The sequence below is a fragment of the Serratia sp. CY55921 genome, assembly GCF_052167655.1.
Classification (GTDB): domain Bacteria; phylum Pseudomonadota; class Gammaproteobacteria; order Enterobacterales; family Enterobacteriaceae; genus Serratia; species Serratia ureilytica.
In genome coordinates, this window is record NZ_JBJNMU010000004.1 from 130,083 (window position 1) to 146,127 (window position 16,045).

General features: G+C 60.9%; 16 protein-coding genes. 13 read left to right on the top strand and 3 right to left on the bottom strand.

Annotated features, from left to right (window positions below; all coding sequences use genetic code 11):
- Window positions 1–32: 32 nt before the first annotated feature.
- The 13 genes from pepB (at window position 33) to ACJ8M3_RS18770 (ending at window position 13,403) form a co-directional block, all read left to right on the top strand.
- Window positions 33–1,328, top strand: coding sequence for an aminopeptidase PepB (pepB, locus tag ACJ8M3_RS18710; protein WP_162997463.1), 1,296 nt, complete (start codon window positions 33–35; stop codon window positions 1,326–1,328).
- Window positions 1,329–1,417: 89 nt separating this feature from the next.
- On the top strand, window positions 1,418–2,248 hold the full coding sequence (gene sseB / locus ACJ8M3_RS18715; protein ID WP_060660349.1) for an enhanced serine sensitivity protein SseB: 831 nt from the start codon (window positions 1,418–1,420) through the stop codon (window positions 2,246–2,248).
- Window positions 2,249–2,409: 161 nt separating this feature from the next.
- The gene (gene ndk / locus ACJ8M3_RS18720; protein ID WP_004941424.1) at window positions 2,410–2,835 is read left to right on the top strand and encodes a nucleoside-diphosphate kinase; all 426 of its coding nucleotides are present in this window, start codon (window positions 2,410–2,412) and stop codon (window positions 2,833–2,835) included.
- A 237-nt stretch (window positions 2,836–3,072) separates the two neighbouring features.
- Window positions 3,073–4,269, top strand: coding sequence for a bifunctional tRNA (adenosine(37)-C2)-methyltransferase TrmG/ribosomal RNA large subunit methyltransferase RlmN (locus tag ACJ8M3_RS18725; RefSeq protein ID WP_004941426.1), 1,197 nt, complete (start codon window positions 3,073–3,075; stop codon window positions 4,267–4,269).
- Between the two features lie 97 nt (window positions 4,270–4,366).
- Window positions 4,367–5,116: a type IV pilus biogenesis/stability protein PilW gene (gene pilW, locus ACJ8M3_RS18730; protein WP_033644344.1), complete on the top strand. Its 750-nt coding sequence runs from the start codon at window positions 4,367–4,369 to the stop codon at window positions 5,114–5,116.
- Window positions 5,106–6,080: a cytoskeleton protein RodZ gene (gene rodZ, locus ACJ8M3_RS18735; protein WP_033644090.1), complete on the top strand. Its 975-nt coding sequence runs from the start codon at window positions 5,106–5,108 to the stop codon at window positions 6,078–6,080. Before pilW ends, rodZ begins: the two co-directional genes overlap by 11 nt.
- Window positions 6,081–6,127: 47 nt before the next feature.
- A complete protein-coding gene (gene ispG / locus ACJ8M3_RS18740; protein WP_016929756.1) occupies window positions 6,128–7,249 on the top strand; it encodes a flavodoxin-dependent (E)-4-hydroxy-3-methylbut-2-enyl-diphosphate synthase in 1,122 nt (373 codons plus the stop codon).
- A gap of 139 nt (window positions 7,250–7,388) precedes the next feature.
- Entirely contained in the window at window positions 7,389–8,663 is a 1,275-nt protein-coding gene (gene hisS, locus ACJ8M3_RS18745) for a histidine--tRNA ligase (protein ID WP_025303909.1), read from the top strand.
- A 13-nt stretch (window positions 8,664–8,676) separates the two neighbouring features.
- Complete coding sequence (locus ACJ8M3_RS18750) at window positions 8,677–9,297, top strand: YfgM family protein (protein ID WP_033635592.1); 621 nt, start codon at window positions 8,677–8,679, stop codon at window positions 9,295–9,297.
- Between the two features lie 11 nt (window positions 9,298–9,308).
- On the top strand, window positions 9,309–10,490 hold the full coding sequence (gene bamB, locus ACJ8M3_RS18755; protein WP_046687651.1) for an outer membrane protein assembly factor BamB: 1,182 nt from the start codon (window positions 9,309–9,311) through the stop codon (window positions 10,488–10,490).
- A gap of 131 nt (window positions 10,491–10,621) precedes the next feature.
- Entirely contained in the window at window positions 10,622–12,112 is a 1,491-nt protein-coding gene (der, locus tag ACJ8M3_RS18760) for a ribosome biogenesis GTPase Der (protein ID WP_004941442.1), read from the top strand.
- Between the two features lie 99 nt (window positions 12,113–12,211).
- Entirely contained in the window at window positions 12,212–13,168 is a 957-nt protein-coding gene (locus ACJ8M3_RS18765) for an AEC family transporter (RefSeq protein WP_033651565.1), read from the top strand.
- Between the two features lie 13 nt (window positions 13,169–13,181).
- Window positions 13,182–13,403 (top strand): zinc ribbon domain-containing protein, encoded by a 222-nt coding sequence (locus ACJ8M3_RS18770; protein ID WP_004941446.1) that lies wholly within the window; start codon window positions 13,182–13,184, stop codon window positions 13,401–13,403.
- Window positions 13,404–13,407: 4 nt separating this feature from the next.
- On the opposite strand, the gene ACJ8M3_RS18775 is transcribed toward ACJ8M3_RS18770, so the two are convergent.
- The 3 genes from ACJ8M3_RS18775 to ACJ8M3_RS18785 all read right to left on the bottom strand — a co-directional run bounded on the left by ACJ8M3_RS18775 (window position 13,408) and on the right by ACJ8M3_RS18785 (window position 15,907).
- Window positions 13,408–13,749, bottom strand: a complete 342-nt coding sequence (locus ACJ8M3_RS18775) for a protealysin inhibitor emfourin (RefSeq protein WP_016929750.1) — start codon at window positions 13,747–13,749, stop codon at window positions 13,408–13,410.
- Window positions 13,749–14,774, bottom strand: a complete 1,026-nt coding sequence (locus tag ACJ8M3_RS18780) for a M4 family metallopeptidase (RefSeq protein WP_033644087.1) — start codon at window positions 14,772–14,774, stop codon at window positions 13,749–13,751. The genes ACJ8M3_RS18775 and ACJ8M3_RS18780 overlap by 1 nt, the downstream gene beginning before the upstream one ends.
- A gap of 62 nt (window positions 14,775–14,836) precedes the next feature.
- A complete protein-coding gene (locus ACJ8M3_RS18785; protein WP_089197708.1) occupies window positions 14,837–15,907 on the bottom strand; it encodes a LacI family DNA-binding transcriptional regulator in 1,071 nt (356 codons plus the stop codon).
- Window positions 15,908–16,045: the final 138 nt, after the last annotated feature.

The window sequence follows — 16,045 nt, forward strand, 5'->3', positions numbered from 1 at the left end:
ATAATAAAGGGAACATCCGGAGTAAGAAGGCTATGACAACAGAATTCATGCAGGTCACGCTGTCGCAACAACCTGCCGACGCCCGCTGGGGCGAGAAAGCGCTGCTGAGCACCAACGGCGAAGGGATGACCATCCACCTGACCGGCGCCGACAAGCTGGGCGCGATCCAGCGCGCGGGCCGCAAAATTGACGGCCAGGGCATCAAAAACGTCAAGCTGGCCGGCGACGGTTGGGATTTGGAAAACAGCTGGGCGTTCTGGCAAGGCTATCGCGGGCCGAAAGGGCAGCGCAACGTCGAATGGGCCGAACTGCCGGAAGCCGCGCGTCAGGAGCTGGATAAGCGCCTGAAGATCGTCGACTGGGTGCGTGACACCATCAACATGCCGGCGGAAGAGCTGGGGCCGGAGCAATTGGCGACCCGCGCCGTCGATCTGATGTGCGACGTCGGCTGCGATGCCGTCAGCTACCGCATCACCAAGGGCGAAGATCTGCGCGAGCAGAACTATGCCGGCATCCACACCGTCGGCCGCGGCTCCGAGCGCCCGCCGGTGCTGCTGGCGCTGGACTTCAACCCGACCGGTAACCCGGACGCGCCGGTGTTCGCTTGCCTGGTCGGCAAGGGCATCACCTTCGATACCGGCGGTTATAGCCTGAAACAGAGCGCCTTTATGGATTCGATGAAGGCTGACATGGGCGGTGCGGCCACCATCACCGGCGCCCTGGCGCTGGCGGCGGCGCGCGGCCTGAAGCAGCGCGTGAAGCTGTACCTGTGCTGCGCCGACAACATGGTCAGCGGCAACGCCTTCAAACTGGGCGACATCATTCGCTACCGCAACGGCAAAACCGTTGAGGTGATGAACACCGATGCGGAAGGGCGCCTGGTGCTGGCCGACGGCCTGATCGACGCTTCTGAGCAGAACCCGCAGCTGATTATCGACTGCGCCACCCTGACCGGCGCGGCGAAAACGGCGGTAGGCAACGACTATCACGCGCTGTTCAGCTTCGACGACGCGCTGGCGCAAGAGCTGCTGAGCAGCGCCGCCGCCGAGCACGAGCCGTTCTGGCGTCTGCCGCTGGCCGAGTTCCACCGCAGCCAGCTGCCGTCCAACTTCGCCGAGCTGAACAACGTGGCCGGCCCGGCCTACACCGCCGGCGCCAGCACCGCGGCGGCCTTCCTGTCGCATTTCGTTAAGAACTACCAGCAAGGCTGGTTGCACATCGACTGTTCCGCCACCTACCGCAAAGGCGCGGTGGATCAGTGGTCGGCCGGCGCGACCGGGCTGGGCGTGCGTACCCTGGCCAATCTGCTGCTGAGCAAAGCCAAATAATTGAACGCCCGCCGCGTCGGGCGCTAGAATGCGCATTATCTTCGGGGCCCAGCATGCTGGGCCTCGTTATTTGATCCCTGGAGTTTGCCATGAGTTCCCATCATCACGATGCCGCCCCGAGCGAGAACGAGCTTGAACGCCTGCTGAAGCTGGCGGTGACGGAGCCGGCCCACCGTCCGGCGTTCTTCCGTGAACTGCTCGACGCCACGGTGCTGATCCTCGGCGACAGCGAGCAGGTGCAGCAGGACGGCGACATTACGCTGAACGCGGATACGCCGGTCAATATCCAGCATTGGGAAAAGCAGGACGGCGGCAGCATCATTCCGTTCTTCACCTCGCTGGACGCGTTGCAGAAGGCCGTTGAGGACGAACAGCCGTTCATCGCCATGCCGGCTCGGGTGCTGTTTGAAATCACCCAGGGCGCGGATCTGTTCCTCAACCCGAAGGCGGAATACGGCAAAGAGTTCTACCCGGAAGAGGTGGCGATGCTGCTGGCGACCGGCGGCGTCGTCAAACCGGTTGAGCATTACGTCGACAAAGAGACCCAAATCCTGTTGGGGCAGCCCGAAGAGTACCCGTCGGCGATGGTGGATGCGCTGACCACGCTGTTCAGCCAGCGCAAACCGGTGCGCCGCGCGTTTCTGGCGCTGATGCACGACCAGGCGGCGGACGAGAAGCCGAATCTGCTGATCGGGCTGGAAGTGGATGCAGAACCGGCGGAGATCGAGGCGTTGATCAACGAGGCCGGCAGCGTCGCCAGCGAAACGGCGCCGAATGACGAACCGGTCGATTTCTGCCTGGTGTCGGAGAAAGAGCGCGGCATCAGCCACTACCTGATCGCCCATACGCAGCCGTTTTATCAGCGCCGCTGGGGCAGCTGGCTGCGCAATTTGATCCCGTCCACCGACAAGACCCAGTAACGCGGCGCGTGGTCGGAAATGCCGCAGGAAGATCATATTTTTTTAATGAAATGTTGATTTTCCCGTAGGCAAGCGTTAACGGCGCACATATAATCTGCGCCACTTGAGAAGGCCGGCAACATTGCAGACCGGCCTGTTTTGGAAGTCATACAGAGGCCATCATGACCGTAGAACGTACCTTTTCCATCGTTAAACCAAACGCTGTAGCCAACAACGACATCGGCGCTATCTACGCGCGTTTCGAGCGCGCCGGTTTCAAAATCATCGCCGCTAAAATGCTGCGTCTGACTCGCGAGCAAGCTGAAGGCTTCTACGCTGAGCACAAAGGCCGCCCATTCTTCGACGGTCTGGTAGAGTTCATGACCTCCGGCCCAATCATGGTGCAGGTTCTGGAATCTGAAAACGCCGTGCAGCGCAACCGCGACATCATGGGCGCAACCAACCCGGACAACGCACTGGCCGGCACCCTGCGCGCCGACTACGCGGACAGCTTCACCGCTAACGCCGTTCACGGTTCCGACTCCGTTGAATCCGCACAGCGTGAAATCGCTTACTTCTTCAACGAAAGCGAAATCTGCGCACGTTAATCGTGCCGTTTCTGAGCTGATAGCCAGGCATTCACCGGCTGAAACAATAAAAATGCCCTGAATGCCTTTCAGCCATAGAAACCCGCTACTAAAATTTGTACAATGCCGCGCCCCTGATAAGACGACTTGTCAGGGGCGTGTTTTTAGTGCCGCCACCCGAATCTCGCGGGCTGAAATGCACAACTTACTGTCCATTCTTTAGCGCCATAACGTGTAATAACGAGGCCAGAGATCATTATGTTAGAACCCATCACGTCCGAGCACACCGTGTCTGAAAATAATTCGCTGACTACCCCCTCCGTTAACGTGGAGCAACCGGCTGCGGCCAAAATCAACCTGCTGGATCTGAACCGCCAGCAAATGCGCGAGTTCTTCGCCGAAATGGGCGAGAAACCGTTCCGCGCCGATCAGGTGATGAAGTGGATTTATCACTACTGCTGCGACGATTTCGAGCAGATGACCGACATCAACAAAGTCCTGCGCGGCAAGCTGCAGCGCGTGGCGGAAATCCGCGCGCCGGAAGTGGCGGAAGAACAGCGCTCGGCCGACGGCACCATCAAGTGGGCGATCAAGGTGGGCGATCAGCAGGTCGAAACCGTGTACATCCCGGAAGCCGACCGCGCGACGCTGTGCGTCTCCTCGCAGGTGGGTTGCGCGCTGGAGTGCAAATTCTGTTCGACGGCGCAGCAGGGCTTCAACCGCAACCTGCGCGTGTCGGAAATCATCGGCCAGGTGTGGCGCGCGGCGAAGATCATCGGCGCACTGAAGGTGACCGGCCAACGCCCGATCACCAACGTGGTGATGATGGGCATGGGCGAACCGCTGCTCAACCTGAATAACGTGGTGCCGGCGATGGAAATCATGCTGGACGACTTCGGCTTTGGCCTGTCCAAACGCCGCGTGACCCTGTCTACCTCCGGCGTGGTGCCGGCGCTGGACAAGCTGGGCGACATGATCGACGTGGCGCTGGCCATTTCGCTGCACGCGCCTAACGACACCATCCGCGATGAGATCGTGCCGATCAACCGCAAGTACAACATCGAGACCTTCCTGTCCGCGGTGCGTCGCTACCTGGAGAAATCCAACGCCAACCAGGGGCGCGTCACCGTCGAGTACGTGATGCTGGATCATATCAACGACAGCACCGACGATGCGCATCAGTTGGCGGAAGTGCTGAAAGACACGCCGTGCAAGATCAACCTGATCCCATGGAACCCGTTCCCGGGCGCCCCTTACGGCCGCAGCTCCAACAGCCGGGTGGACCGTTTCTCCAAGGTGTTGATGGAATACGGCTTTACGACTATTGTTCGTAAAACCCGCGGTGACGATATCGACGCCGCCTGCGGGCAACTGGCGGGTGAAGTGATCGACCGTACCAAGCGTACCCTGAAAAAGAAAATGGCCGGGGAACCTATCAACGTACGGGCGGTCTGAATCCTATAGCACCTTTTTTGTTATCTAACAGCCTGTTATGCGAGATGTTGACGCTAATGGGCGTTAGCTGACGGCCGATAAGGAAATGAATGCGGGCATGAAGCTGAAACTGTGGGGTGTGTGGCTGGCGGTCGGGTTGTTGGCCGGGTGTTCCGGCTCATCGCCGGAAAAGGAAGCACAGGTCGCTGAGGCGGGCCAGACGCGGTTGCAGCTGGGGCTGGAGTACCTGCAGCAAGGTGACATGGACGCCGCGCGCCAGAACCTGGAAAAGGCGCTGGACGCGGCCCCGCAGGATTACCGCACGCAGTTGGGCATGGCGCTCTACGCGCAGCGGATCGGTGAAAACGCCGCGGCCGAACAGCGTTATCGGCAAGCGCTCAAACTTGCGCCGGGCAATGGCACCGTACTGAATAATTACGGTGCGTTTCTTTGCAGTTTAGGGCAGTATGTACCGGCGCAACAGCAGTTTAGCGCTGCGGCGCTGGCGCCCGATTATGGTCAGGTCGCTGACAGCCTGGAAAACGCAGGTTACTGTTTTCTCAAGGCCGGACAAAACGATGAAGCGCGCACGCTGTTGAGCCGCGCGCTGAAAGTCGATCCGGACAAAGGCGCTCCGCTGTTGGCGGAGGCCGAAAAGCAATTTGGAGAAGGGAAGCGCGCCCAGTCGCAACTTTTATTGGATGTTTATCAGCATGTTCTGCCGGCTAGCGCCAGCAGCTTATGGTTACAGATTCGTTTCGCCGCGTTAGCCGGCCGTCAGGATAGCGTTCAACGCTATGGCAAGCAGTTAGCGCGAAGTTTTCCACAATCCAAACAGTACCAGCAGTTCTTAGCTAATGAATACTGAAGCCTCCCAAGATAAAACCGTATCCATGACGACGGGCCAGCGCCTGCGTCAGGCCCGTGAGCAACTCGGGCTGAGCCAACAGGCCGTTGCAGAACGCCTGTGTCTCAAAATGTCCACCGTGCGCGATATCGAGGAAGACAGCGTGTCCGCTGACCTCGCGTCCACCTTCGTGCGCGGCTACATCCGTTCCTACGCCAAGCTGGTGCATTTGCCGGAAGACGAACTGCTGCCGATGCTGGCCAAGCAGGCGCCGTTGAAGATGGCGAAAGTGGCGCCGATGCAAAGCTTCTCGCTGGGCAAGCGCCGCAAGAAACGCGACGGCTGGCTGATGAGCTTCACCTGGCTTATCGTGTTCGTGGTGATTGGCCTGACCGGCGCCTGGTGGTGGCAAAACCACAAGGCGCAGCAGGAAGAGATCGCCACCATGGCCGATCAATCCTCCGCGCAGCTTTCACAGAATAACGAAGGGCAGTCCGTGCCGCTGACGGACGGCAACGCCGACGCCGGCACCAACGTACCGTTGACCGACAACAGCGCCGCGCCGGCCGATACCGGCGCAGCGGCTCAGGCGCCGGCGGCGACCGCCCAGACGCCGGGCGCGGCTCAGCAACAGCCTGCCGTGGTGTCGCCAAGCCAGACCACCCTGCCGGAAACCGCGCCGGCGGCGCAATCGCCGCTGCCGACCGCCGATGCGGGCGTGGCTGCGCCGGCGGCCGATCCGAACGCGCTGGTGATGGATTTCTCCGCCGACTGCTGGCTGCAGGTGACCGACGCGAGCGGTAAAACGCTGTTCAGCGGCACCCAGAAGCAGGGCGGCAAGCTGAACCTGACCGGCACTGCGCCGTACAAACTGACCATCGGCGCGCCGGCGGCAGTACAGATCCAGTATCAGGGTAAACCGGTTGATTTGAGCCGGTTCGTTAAGTCAAACCGTGTTGCTCGCCTGACCGTCGCCGCGCAGTAATCGCGCGGCCCCGGTCGTGATGTCAGAGCAGCAATGGAGAGTAAGTAATGCATAACCAAGCGCCCATCAACCGTCGAAAATCTACACGCATTTACGTCGGCAAGGTGCCTATTGGTGATGGCGCGCCGATTGCCGTGCAGTCGATGACCAACACCCGTACCACCGATGTTGAAGCAACGGTTAATCAGATTAAAGCGCTGGAGCGCGTGGGCGTCGACATCGTCCGCGTTTCGGTTCCTACCATGGACGCCGCCGAGGCGTTCAAGCTGATCAAGCAGCAGGTCAACGTGCCGCTGGTCGCCGATATCCACTTCGATTATCGCATCGCGCTGCAGGTTGCCGAATACGGCGTGGACTGCCTGCGCATCAACCCGGGCAACATCGGCAACGAATCGCGCATTCGCTCGGTGGTGGACTGCGCCCGCGACAAGAACATCCCGATTCGCATCGGCGTCAACGGCGGTTCGCTGGAGAAAGATCTGCAGGAAAAGTACGGCGAACCTACGCCGGAAGCGCTGCTGGAATCCGCCATGCGCCACGTGGATATCCTCGATCGCCTCAACTTCGACCAGTTCAAGGTCAGCGTCAAGGCATCGGACGTGTTCCTGGCGGTGCAATCCTACCGTCTGCTGGCGTCGCGCATCGATCAGCCACTGCACCTGGGCATCACCGAAGCCGGCGGCGCGCGCAGCGGGTCGGTCAAATCGGCCATCGGCCTGGGCATGCTGCTGTCTGAAGGCATCGGCGATACCCTGCGCATCTCGCTGGCGGCGGATCCGGTCGAAGAGGTGAAGGTCGGTTTCGACATTCTGAAGTCGCTGCGCATCCGCGCGCGCGGCATCAACTTCATCGCCTGCCCGACCTGTTCGCGTCAGGAGTTCGACGTGATCGGCACGGTGAACGCGCTGGAGCAGCGCCTGGAAGACATCATCACGCCGATGGACGTCTCGATCATCGGTTGCGTGGTGAACGGCCCGGGCGAAGCGCTGGTGTCCACCATGGGCGTGACCGGCGGCCACAAGAAGAGCGGCTTCTACGAAGACGGCGTGCGCCAGAAAGAGCGTTTCGACAACGAACAGATGATCGACCAGCTGGAAGCGAAGATTCGCGCCAAGGCCGCGATGATGGACGAAAGCAACCGTATCACGGTCAATCTGCTGGAAAAATAAGCGTTATCGCTACACGGCGGGCCTGTTGGCCCGCTTGTTTATGCACCTGAAGGGCGGAAAACCGCATCCGCGTTGAATACCGGGCGGCAAAGTCCCTATAATCAGGTTCATTTTTACAGACAACGGACAGAGAACTCACGTGGCAAAGAACATTCAAGCCATCCGCGGCATGAACGACTACCTGCCGGAAGAAACGGCATTATGGCAGCGTATTGAAGGCACCCTCAAGCAGGTGCTGGGCGGCTACGGTTACAGCGAAATCCGGTTGCCGATTGTAGAGCAGACCCCGTTATTCAAACGCGCGATCGGCGAAGTGACCGACGTCGTGGAAAAAGAGATGTATACCTTCGAAGACCGCAACGGCGAAAGCCTGACGCTGCGTCCGGAAGGGACGGCCGGCTGCGTGCGCGCCGGCATCGAACATGGTCTGCTGTACAATCAGGAACAGCGTCTGTGGTACATCGGCCCGATGTTCCGCTACGAGCGCCCGCAAAAGGGCCGCTATCGCCAGTTCCATCAGCTGGGCGCGGAAGTGTTCGGCCTGCAAGGCCCGGATATCGACGCCGAGCTGATCCTGCTGACCGCCCGCTGGTGGAAAGCGCTGGGCATCGCCGAGCACGTCAAGCTGGAGCTGAACTCCATCGGTTCGCTGGAAGCGCGCGCCAACTACCGCGATGCGCTGGTGGCGTTCCTGGAGCAGCACGTCGAGGTGTTGGACGAAGACTGCAAACGCCGCATGTACAGCAACCCGCTGCGCGTGCTGGACTCCAAGAATCCTGAGGTGCAGGCGCTGCTGAACGACGCGCCGCGCCTGTCCGAGTACCTGGATGAAGAATCCCGTGCTCACTTCGCCGGTCTGTGTGAACTTTTGGCGCAGGCAGGTATCCCATATACCGTTAACGAGCGCCTGGTGCGCGGTCTGGATTACTACAACCGCACCGTGTTTGAGTGGGTGACCACCAGCCTGGGCGCGCAGGGCACCGTCTGCGCGGGCGGCCGTTACGACGGTCTGGTCGAGCAGTTGGGCGGCCGCGCCACCCCGGCGGTCGGTTTCGCCATGGGCCTGGAGCGTCTGGTGCTGCTGGTGCAGGCGGTCAACCCGGAATTCAAGGCGCCGTCGGCTATCGACGTGTACGTCATCTCTTCCGGCGCGGGCACCCAGAGCGCGGCGATGCAGCTGGCTGAACAGGTGCGCGACGCGGCGCCGCAGCTGAAGCTGATGACCAATTACGGCGGCGGCAACTTCAAGAAGCAGATCACCCGTGCGGACAAATGGGGCGCGCGCATCGCGCTGATCCTGGGCGAGAGCGAAGTGGCGGCGCAGCAGGTGGTGGTGAAAGACCTGCGCAGTGGTGAACAAGAAACGCTGGCGCAAAGCGAAGTCGCTGCGCGTCTGGCTTTGATGTTAGGTTAAGGAGAAGGACACCGTGGAAGTCTATACCACTGAAAACGAACAAGTCGACGCACTGCGTCGGTTCTTTGCCGAGAACGGCAAAGCGCTGGCGGTGGGCGTGGTGCTCGGAATTGGTGCCCTGGTTGGCTGGCGTTACTGGCAGAGCCATGAAAACTCCAACATGATGGCGGCATCGCAATCCTATCAGGAAGCCAGCGATCGTCTGGCGGCCGGCAAGCCGGATGACGTGGCTGCCGCAGAGAAATTTGTCCAGGCCAACGGCAATAGCTACGGCGTACTGGCCGCGCTGCAATTGGCTAAGCACTTTGTCGAACAGAATGATTTCGCCAAGGCGGAACAACAATTGGCGCTGGCTCAGGGCCAGACCAAAGACGACAACCTGTTGGCGATGATCGACCTGCGTCTGGCGCGCGTCCAGCTGCAGGAGAAAAAGCTGGATGAAGCGCTGAAAACGCTGGATGGCGTGAAAGGCGAAGGCTGGGCGGCGATGATGCAGGATGTGCGCGGCGATGTGCTGCTGGCGAAGGGCGACGCCAAGGGCGCGCGCGAAGCTTACAGCAAAGGCATTGAGTCCAACGCTTCTCAAGCGCTGCAGGTTCTGCTGCGCATGAAATTGAATAACTTGTCCAGCTAAGGGGAATTCCCATGCAATTGCGTAAAACACTCTTGGTCGGACTGGTTTCCGCTGCCTTGCTGAGTGGTTGCTCGCTGTTTAACAGCGAAGAAGACGTGGTTACCATGTCGCCGTTGCCGAAAGTTGAAAATCAGTTTACGCCGAACAAGGCGTGGAGCACCTCGGTGGGCGACGGTATCGGTGAGTATTACTCCCACCTGCGTCCGGCCTATCAGGACAGCACCATTTACGCCGCCGATCGCTTCGGCATCGTGAAAGCGATGGATGCCGACAGCGGCAACGAGAAGTGGAAGGTCAATCTTTCCGAGAAGACCGGCTTCTTCTCCAGCAACCTGTCTGCGCTGCTGTCGGGCGGCCTGACGGTTGCGGGTGACAAGGTTTACGTCGGCAGCGAAAAAGCGGTGGTTTACGCATTGAACACCGCCGACGGCGCCATCGCCTGGCAGACCAAAGTGGCCGGCGAAGCGATCTCCCGTCCGGTTGTCAGCGACGGCATGGTGTTGGTGCATACTTCCAACGGCATGCTGCAGGCGCTGAACGAAGCCGACGGCGCGGTGAAGTGGACGGTTAACCTGGATATGCCTTCGCTGTCGCTGCGCGGTGAATCCGCGCCAGCCGTCGCCTTTGGCGCCGCCATCGTCGGCGGTGACAACGGCCGCGTCAGCGCCGTGCTGATGCAGCAGGGCCAACTGATCTGGCAACAGCGCATTTCTCAGCCGAGCGGCGCGACCGAAATCGATCGCCTGAACGACGTGGACACCACGCCGGTGATCGTTGACGGCGTGGTCTACGCGCTGGGTTACAACGGCAACCTGACGGCGCTGGATCTGCGTTCCGGTCAGATCATCTGGAAACGCGAGCTGGGTTCGGTGAACGATTTCATCGTCGACGCGGGCCGCATCTACCTGATCGACCAAAACGATCGCGTGGTGGCGCTCAGCACCGAAGGCGGCGTGACCGTGTGGACGCAGAGCGATCTGCTGCACCGCAACCTGACGCCGCCGGTGATGTATAATGGTTATCTGGTGACCGGTGACGCCGAAGGCTATCTGCACTGGGTCAACACCACCGATGGCCGTTTTGTCGCCCAGCAGGAAGTGGACAGCTCCGGCTTCCTGTCTGCGCCGATGGTGGCCGGCGACAAGCTGGTCATCCAGGCTCGCGGCGGGAAAGTTTACGCTTTCACCCGCTAACGCCGCTCGTCGCAAGGCTTGCAAACGGCTCCTGAATGTTCAGGGGCCGTTTCGTATTTTTATAAGCTGCACCGCTGGTGTCTATCCACAGTGCAGTAACGCATTGATTATTAAGTAATGAGGCTTCAACAATGATACCTGTCGTCGCGCTGGTCGGGCGCCCGAATGTGGGTAAATCCACCTTGTTCAACCGTTTAACCCATACGCGCGATGCGCTGGTGGCGGATTTCCCGGGGCTGACGCGTGACCGCAAGTATGGTCGTGCTGAAATCGAAGGCAATGAATTTATCATCGTCGATACCGGCGGCATCGACGGCACCGAAGACGGCGTCGAAACGCGCATGGCCGGTCAGTCGCTGCTGGCGATCGAAGAAGCGGACATCGTGCTGTTCATGGTCGACGCCCGCGCCGGCCTGATGCCGGCGGATCAGGGCATCGCCCAGCACCTGCGCAGCCGCCAGAAGGCGACATTCCTGGTGGCCAACAAGACCGACGGTCTGGATCCGGACACCGCCACCGCCGATTTCTACTCGCTCGGTCTGGGTGAAGTGTTCGCTATCGCCGCTTCTCACGGCCGCGGCGTGACCCAGCTGATTGAACACGTGCTGGTGCCGTTCGTGCCGGAAAAACCGGAAGACGTCGAGCTGACCGAGGAAGAGGCCAACGCCGCTTACTGGGCCGAGCAAAACGGCGAAACGCTGGAAGGCGAAGAAGACGAAGAGCCGGAAGAAGCGTTCAATCCGCAGGATCTGCCGATCAAACTGGCGATCGTCGGCCGCCCGAACGTAGGTAAGTCTACGCTCACTAACCGTATCCTCGGCGAGGAGCGCGTGGTGGTGTACGACATGCCGGGCACTACCCGCGACAGCATCTACATTCCGATGGTGCGTGACGAACGCGAATACGTGCTGATCGACACCGCCGGGGTGCGCAAACGCGGCAAGGTGACCGAAACCGTCGAGAAATTCTCGGTGATCAAGACCCTGCAGGCGATTGAAGACGCCAACGTGGTGCTGCTGGTGATCGACGCGCGTGAAGGCATCTCCGATCAGGACCTCTCGCTGCTCGGCTTTATCCTCAATAGTGGGCGCTCACTGGTGATTGCGGTCAACAAGTGGGACGGCATGAGCGAAGAAGATCGCGAGCACGTGAAAGAGATGCTCGATCTGCGTCTGGGCTTCGTCGACTTCGCGCGCGTGCACTTTATTTCCGCCCTGCACGGCAGCGGCGTCGGCAACCTGTTCGAATCGGTACAGGAAGCCTACGAGTGCGCAACCCGTCGCGTAAACACCTCGATGCTGACCAAAATCATGCAGATGGCGGTTGACGATCACCAGCCGCCGTTGGTGCGCGGCCGCCGCGTGAAGCTGAAATACGCCCACGCCGGCGGTTACAACCCGCCGATCGTGGTGATCCACGGCAACCAGGTCAGCGATCTGGCCGATTCGTACAAGCGCTACCTGATGAACTACTTCCGTCGCTCGCTGAACGTGATGGGGACGCCGATCCGCATCCAGTTCAAAGAGGGCGACAACCCGTTCGCCGGCAAACGCAACCTGCTGACGCCGACCCAGATGCGTAAGCGCAAACGCCTGATGAGCCACCTGAAAAAGAGCAAGTAATCGCTCATGAGGGGCGCGGCAGTGATGCCGCGCCCCTTTTTTATTGGCCCGAAATCGTTTTATTATCTGAAGATTACCTCGCCTGTCTGAAGGAACACCATGTCCTGGGAAACCTGGAGTTTTGCGTTCGACGTCACCGTGCCGAATCTGCTGATGATGCTGCTGGGGATCCTGCTGCGCCATTGGCGCCTGATGGATGACCGCTTCGTCGACGGCGCGACCCGCCTGGTGTTCAATCTGGCGCTGCCGTGCCTGCTGTTTTTCAGCATCGCCACCAACCATCCGCAGCTGCTCGGCAATCTGCCGCTGGTGCTGTTCGGCGCGGTCGGCACGCTGGCGACCTTCCTGCTGCTGGAGCTGGCGGCCAGGTGGGTGGTGAAAGAACCGCGTGAGCGCGGGGTGTTCGTGCAGGGCGGGTTTCGCGCCAACACCGCCATCGTCGGTCTGGCCTACGCCATGACCGCCTACGGCAGCGAAGGCATTGCGCTCGCCTCGCTGTACCTGACGGTGACCGTGATCCTGTTCAACATACTGTCGGTCATCACCCTCACGCGCAGCCTGCAGGGCGGGCAGGGCAAGAAAATCAGCCACCTGTCGCTGCTGCGCAGCATTGTCACCAATCCGCTGATCATCGGCCTGGTGTGCGGGCTGCTGTATGCGCAAACCGGGCTGGGTATCCCGACCGTGATCCGCCAAACCGGCAGCTATATCTCCGCGCTGTCGCTGCCGTTGGCGCTGCTGTGCACCGGCGCCAGCCTGGATTTCCGCGCCATGTTCCGCTCGTCCAACGTGGCGGCGCTGTCGTCGGCGGCCAAGCTGTTTCTGGTGCCGTTCCTGATGACGCTGGCCGGCTGGCTGTGCGGGTTTCAGGGGGCGGCGTTGGGCATCATCTTCCTGTTTTCCGCCACGCCGACCGCTTCGGGCAGCTATGTGATGACGCGCGCTATGGGCGGCAACGCCACGCTGGCGGCCAACATTATCGCTATCACCACCGTCGGGTCGTTCTTCACCACCGCGTTGGGGATCTATTTCTTGCGCTCATGGGGCGCGATTTAACCTGGGAGCCGTTATGGATGCGCATTGTCCGCACTGTCGTCAGACCATGAATTGGGTAGCGGGTCACTACCATTGTGCCGCCTGTCAGCGCGATTATCGGCAGCTGGCGAGCTGCCCGGAGTGCGGGCAGCCGCTGCAAGAGTTGAAGGCCTGCGGGGCGGTGGATTACCTGTGCCAGAACGGGCACGGGCTGATCTCCAAAAAACGGGTGAATTTCAGCTATCAGCCGCTGTAAGCCCTCACTCATCCACCTGGCCGGTTTTCCACAGATCCACCAGCGCCTGCGGCGCGCTGCTTTCCGGGATTAACAGCACGATCTCGGTGCTCAGGGTGGGGCTGGTGTAGTTGATCTGTACGCGGTAGTAGCGCTGGTCGCCGCAGCCGGGGGAGTTGGGTTGGCCCTCTTCCTGGGCGTACGGCAGCGTCTGATTCAGCAACTGATTCAGGCGCTGCCGTTGCTCCGGCGTGATATCGGCCAGCGCAATGCGGCGCTGGCCCGCCAGTTTGGGAATGTAGGCGAAGCCTCCCTCGCGCGCCAGCTCAATGACCGTATCCTGATTGAGCGTCGGCAGCGGTTTCATTACTCCACCCCCACCTGATGCCAGGCCTGTTGCACCTTGTCCGCCACGCTTTGATCGAAACGCGCCTGCGCGTGTTTCACCGTGGCGCGGGCGAAGGTGGCGAAGTCGGCGTTTTGCGGCAGCGCTTTGTCGCACACTGTGTCATACCAGACGTAGCCGGCTTTTTCCCAGGCGAAGCCGCCCAGCGCGGTTGCCGCCAGGTAGAACGCGCGGTTGGGAATGCCGGAGTTGAGGTGCACGCCGCCGTTGTCTTCCTTGGTCTGGATGTAATCCTTCATGCTGGCAGGCTGCGGGTCTTTGCCCAGCAGCGGGTCGTCGTAGGCGGTGCCGGGCGCTGACATCGAGCGCAGCCCTTTGCCTTTGATGCCCTTGGCGAGCAGACCGGCGCCGATCAGCCAGTCGGCTTTATCGGCGGTTTGCTGCAGGTGGAATTGCTTGACCAACGAACCGAACACGTCAGACAGCGATTCGTTGAGCGCGCCGGACTGCTGGTAGTAGATCAGCCCAGCCTCGCTCTCGGTCACGCCGTGCGCCAGCTCATGGCCGACCACGTCGATGGCGATGGTGAAACGGTTGAAGATCTCGCCGTCGCCGTCGCCGAACACCATCTGCTGGCCGTTCCAGAAAGCGTTCTGGTACTCCTTGCCGTAGTGCACGCTGCCGACCAGCGGCAGCCCTTTATTATCCAGCGAATTGCGCCGGTAGGCCTGCCAGAAGAAATCGTAGGTGACGCCGAGATAGTCGTAGGCCTCGTCCACCGCCACGTCGTGGTTGCTGGGCTGGCCCTCCTTGCGCACCTGTTTGCCGGGCAGTTGGGTGCCGTTCTGGGCGTCGTAGATATCGCGGAGCGCTTCGCCGGCTCGGGCGTTTTTCTCGGTCGGTGAACGCAGCGGCTTGTTGCCGAGCAGGCTTTGCACGTGGTTCAGGGTGTGCAGCGCGCAGTCGCGCTGCGGGGCGTTACCGTGTTCAATAATGCGGCGCAGCATGTAGGGAGGAATGACGGAACGCATGCGCTGGGCTGGCATAGTGGCTCTCCTTAGGCAAAAAATTTACCTCATCGAATGAATGCACTGAGCCTAAGTGTAGTCTACTCGTCATAAAGCCTGTGGTTATGCGTGCTCACCGCCGGGGTGGTCTTGTGGGGACTGATGCGCCGCACCGAGGCGCGTACCGCCAACCGGCCATGCAGCAGCAGGTTGCACGGCGGCGCGTCGGCGCGCAGCATGCGCCGCTGCAGCAGCTGGATCGCCTCGTAGCCCAGCTCATCACGCGGCACCTGTACCGAGGTCAGCGGCACGTCGTGTATTTCCGCCAGGTTGAAGCCATCGGTGCTCATCACCGAGACGTCGCCCGGCACGCTCAGCCCCCGCTTGTTGAGCGCCTTGACTGCCCCGACCGCCATGTAGTCGCCGCCGGCCAGGATCGCCGTCGGCAGCGGGGCGCGGTTCAGGTAGGTGCTCAGCGCCTGTTCGGCCTCTTCGCTGCCGAAGCCGGAAGTGGTCACCAGATGGCGGCCGTCGTCGAACGGCAGATGATGCCGCGCGTAGGCCTGCCGGATGCCCGCCAGCCGCAGCTCCATGGTGTGGCGGCGCAGACACTGCAGGTTGAGGATATGGCTGTGCCCCTGCTGGAACAGATAGCTGGCGGAATAGTCGCCGATCAGCTGATGATCCGGCGAGACGCTGTCCAGCCGCATCTGCCGATCGGTGCAGTTGATCAGCACGCAGGGCTTGGGCAGATCGGCCGCCAGGGTATGGATGTGTTCGTCGTCGATGCCGATGATCAGCGCCGCTTCGGTGTGCGGATCGCTCATTTTTTCCAGAAATAGCGCGCCGTCGCTGTGCTGCTCTTCCAGGCCGCAGTAACGGATGCGCACCTCGTGCTGCATCAGTGCGGCGGCGATGCCCTGAATGACCTTGTAGTAGAAGATATCGGTGCGCACGTCGAACGCGCGCTGCGGCGCGAACACCATCACATTGTTCAACATCAATCGGCCGCTGGAAATGCCCTGTAGAATGCCGTTTTGCTGCGCGCATTCCAGCACCTTGCGGCGCGCTTCGGCGCTGGTGTTGGCCTTGCCCGCCAGCACGCGGGAAACGGTGCTGATCGACAGCCCGGTTTGGCGGGCGATCTCCTGGATTTTCAGCTTCCCGTTCATTTTGTGATCTCCTTCAAATTCGTCCAAGAGAATATTTTCACTGCGGCTTTTCAGCACTTTGACTGGATCCTGCGGCCATTATGACTATTTTTTCACCCGCCTGTGAAAATCTTTGCAAAAAACCCCGTTTCGCTGTGC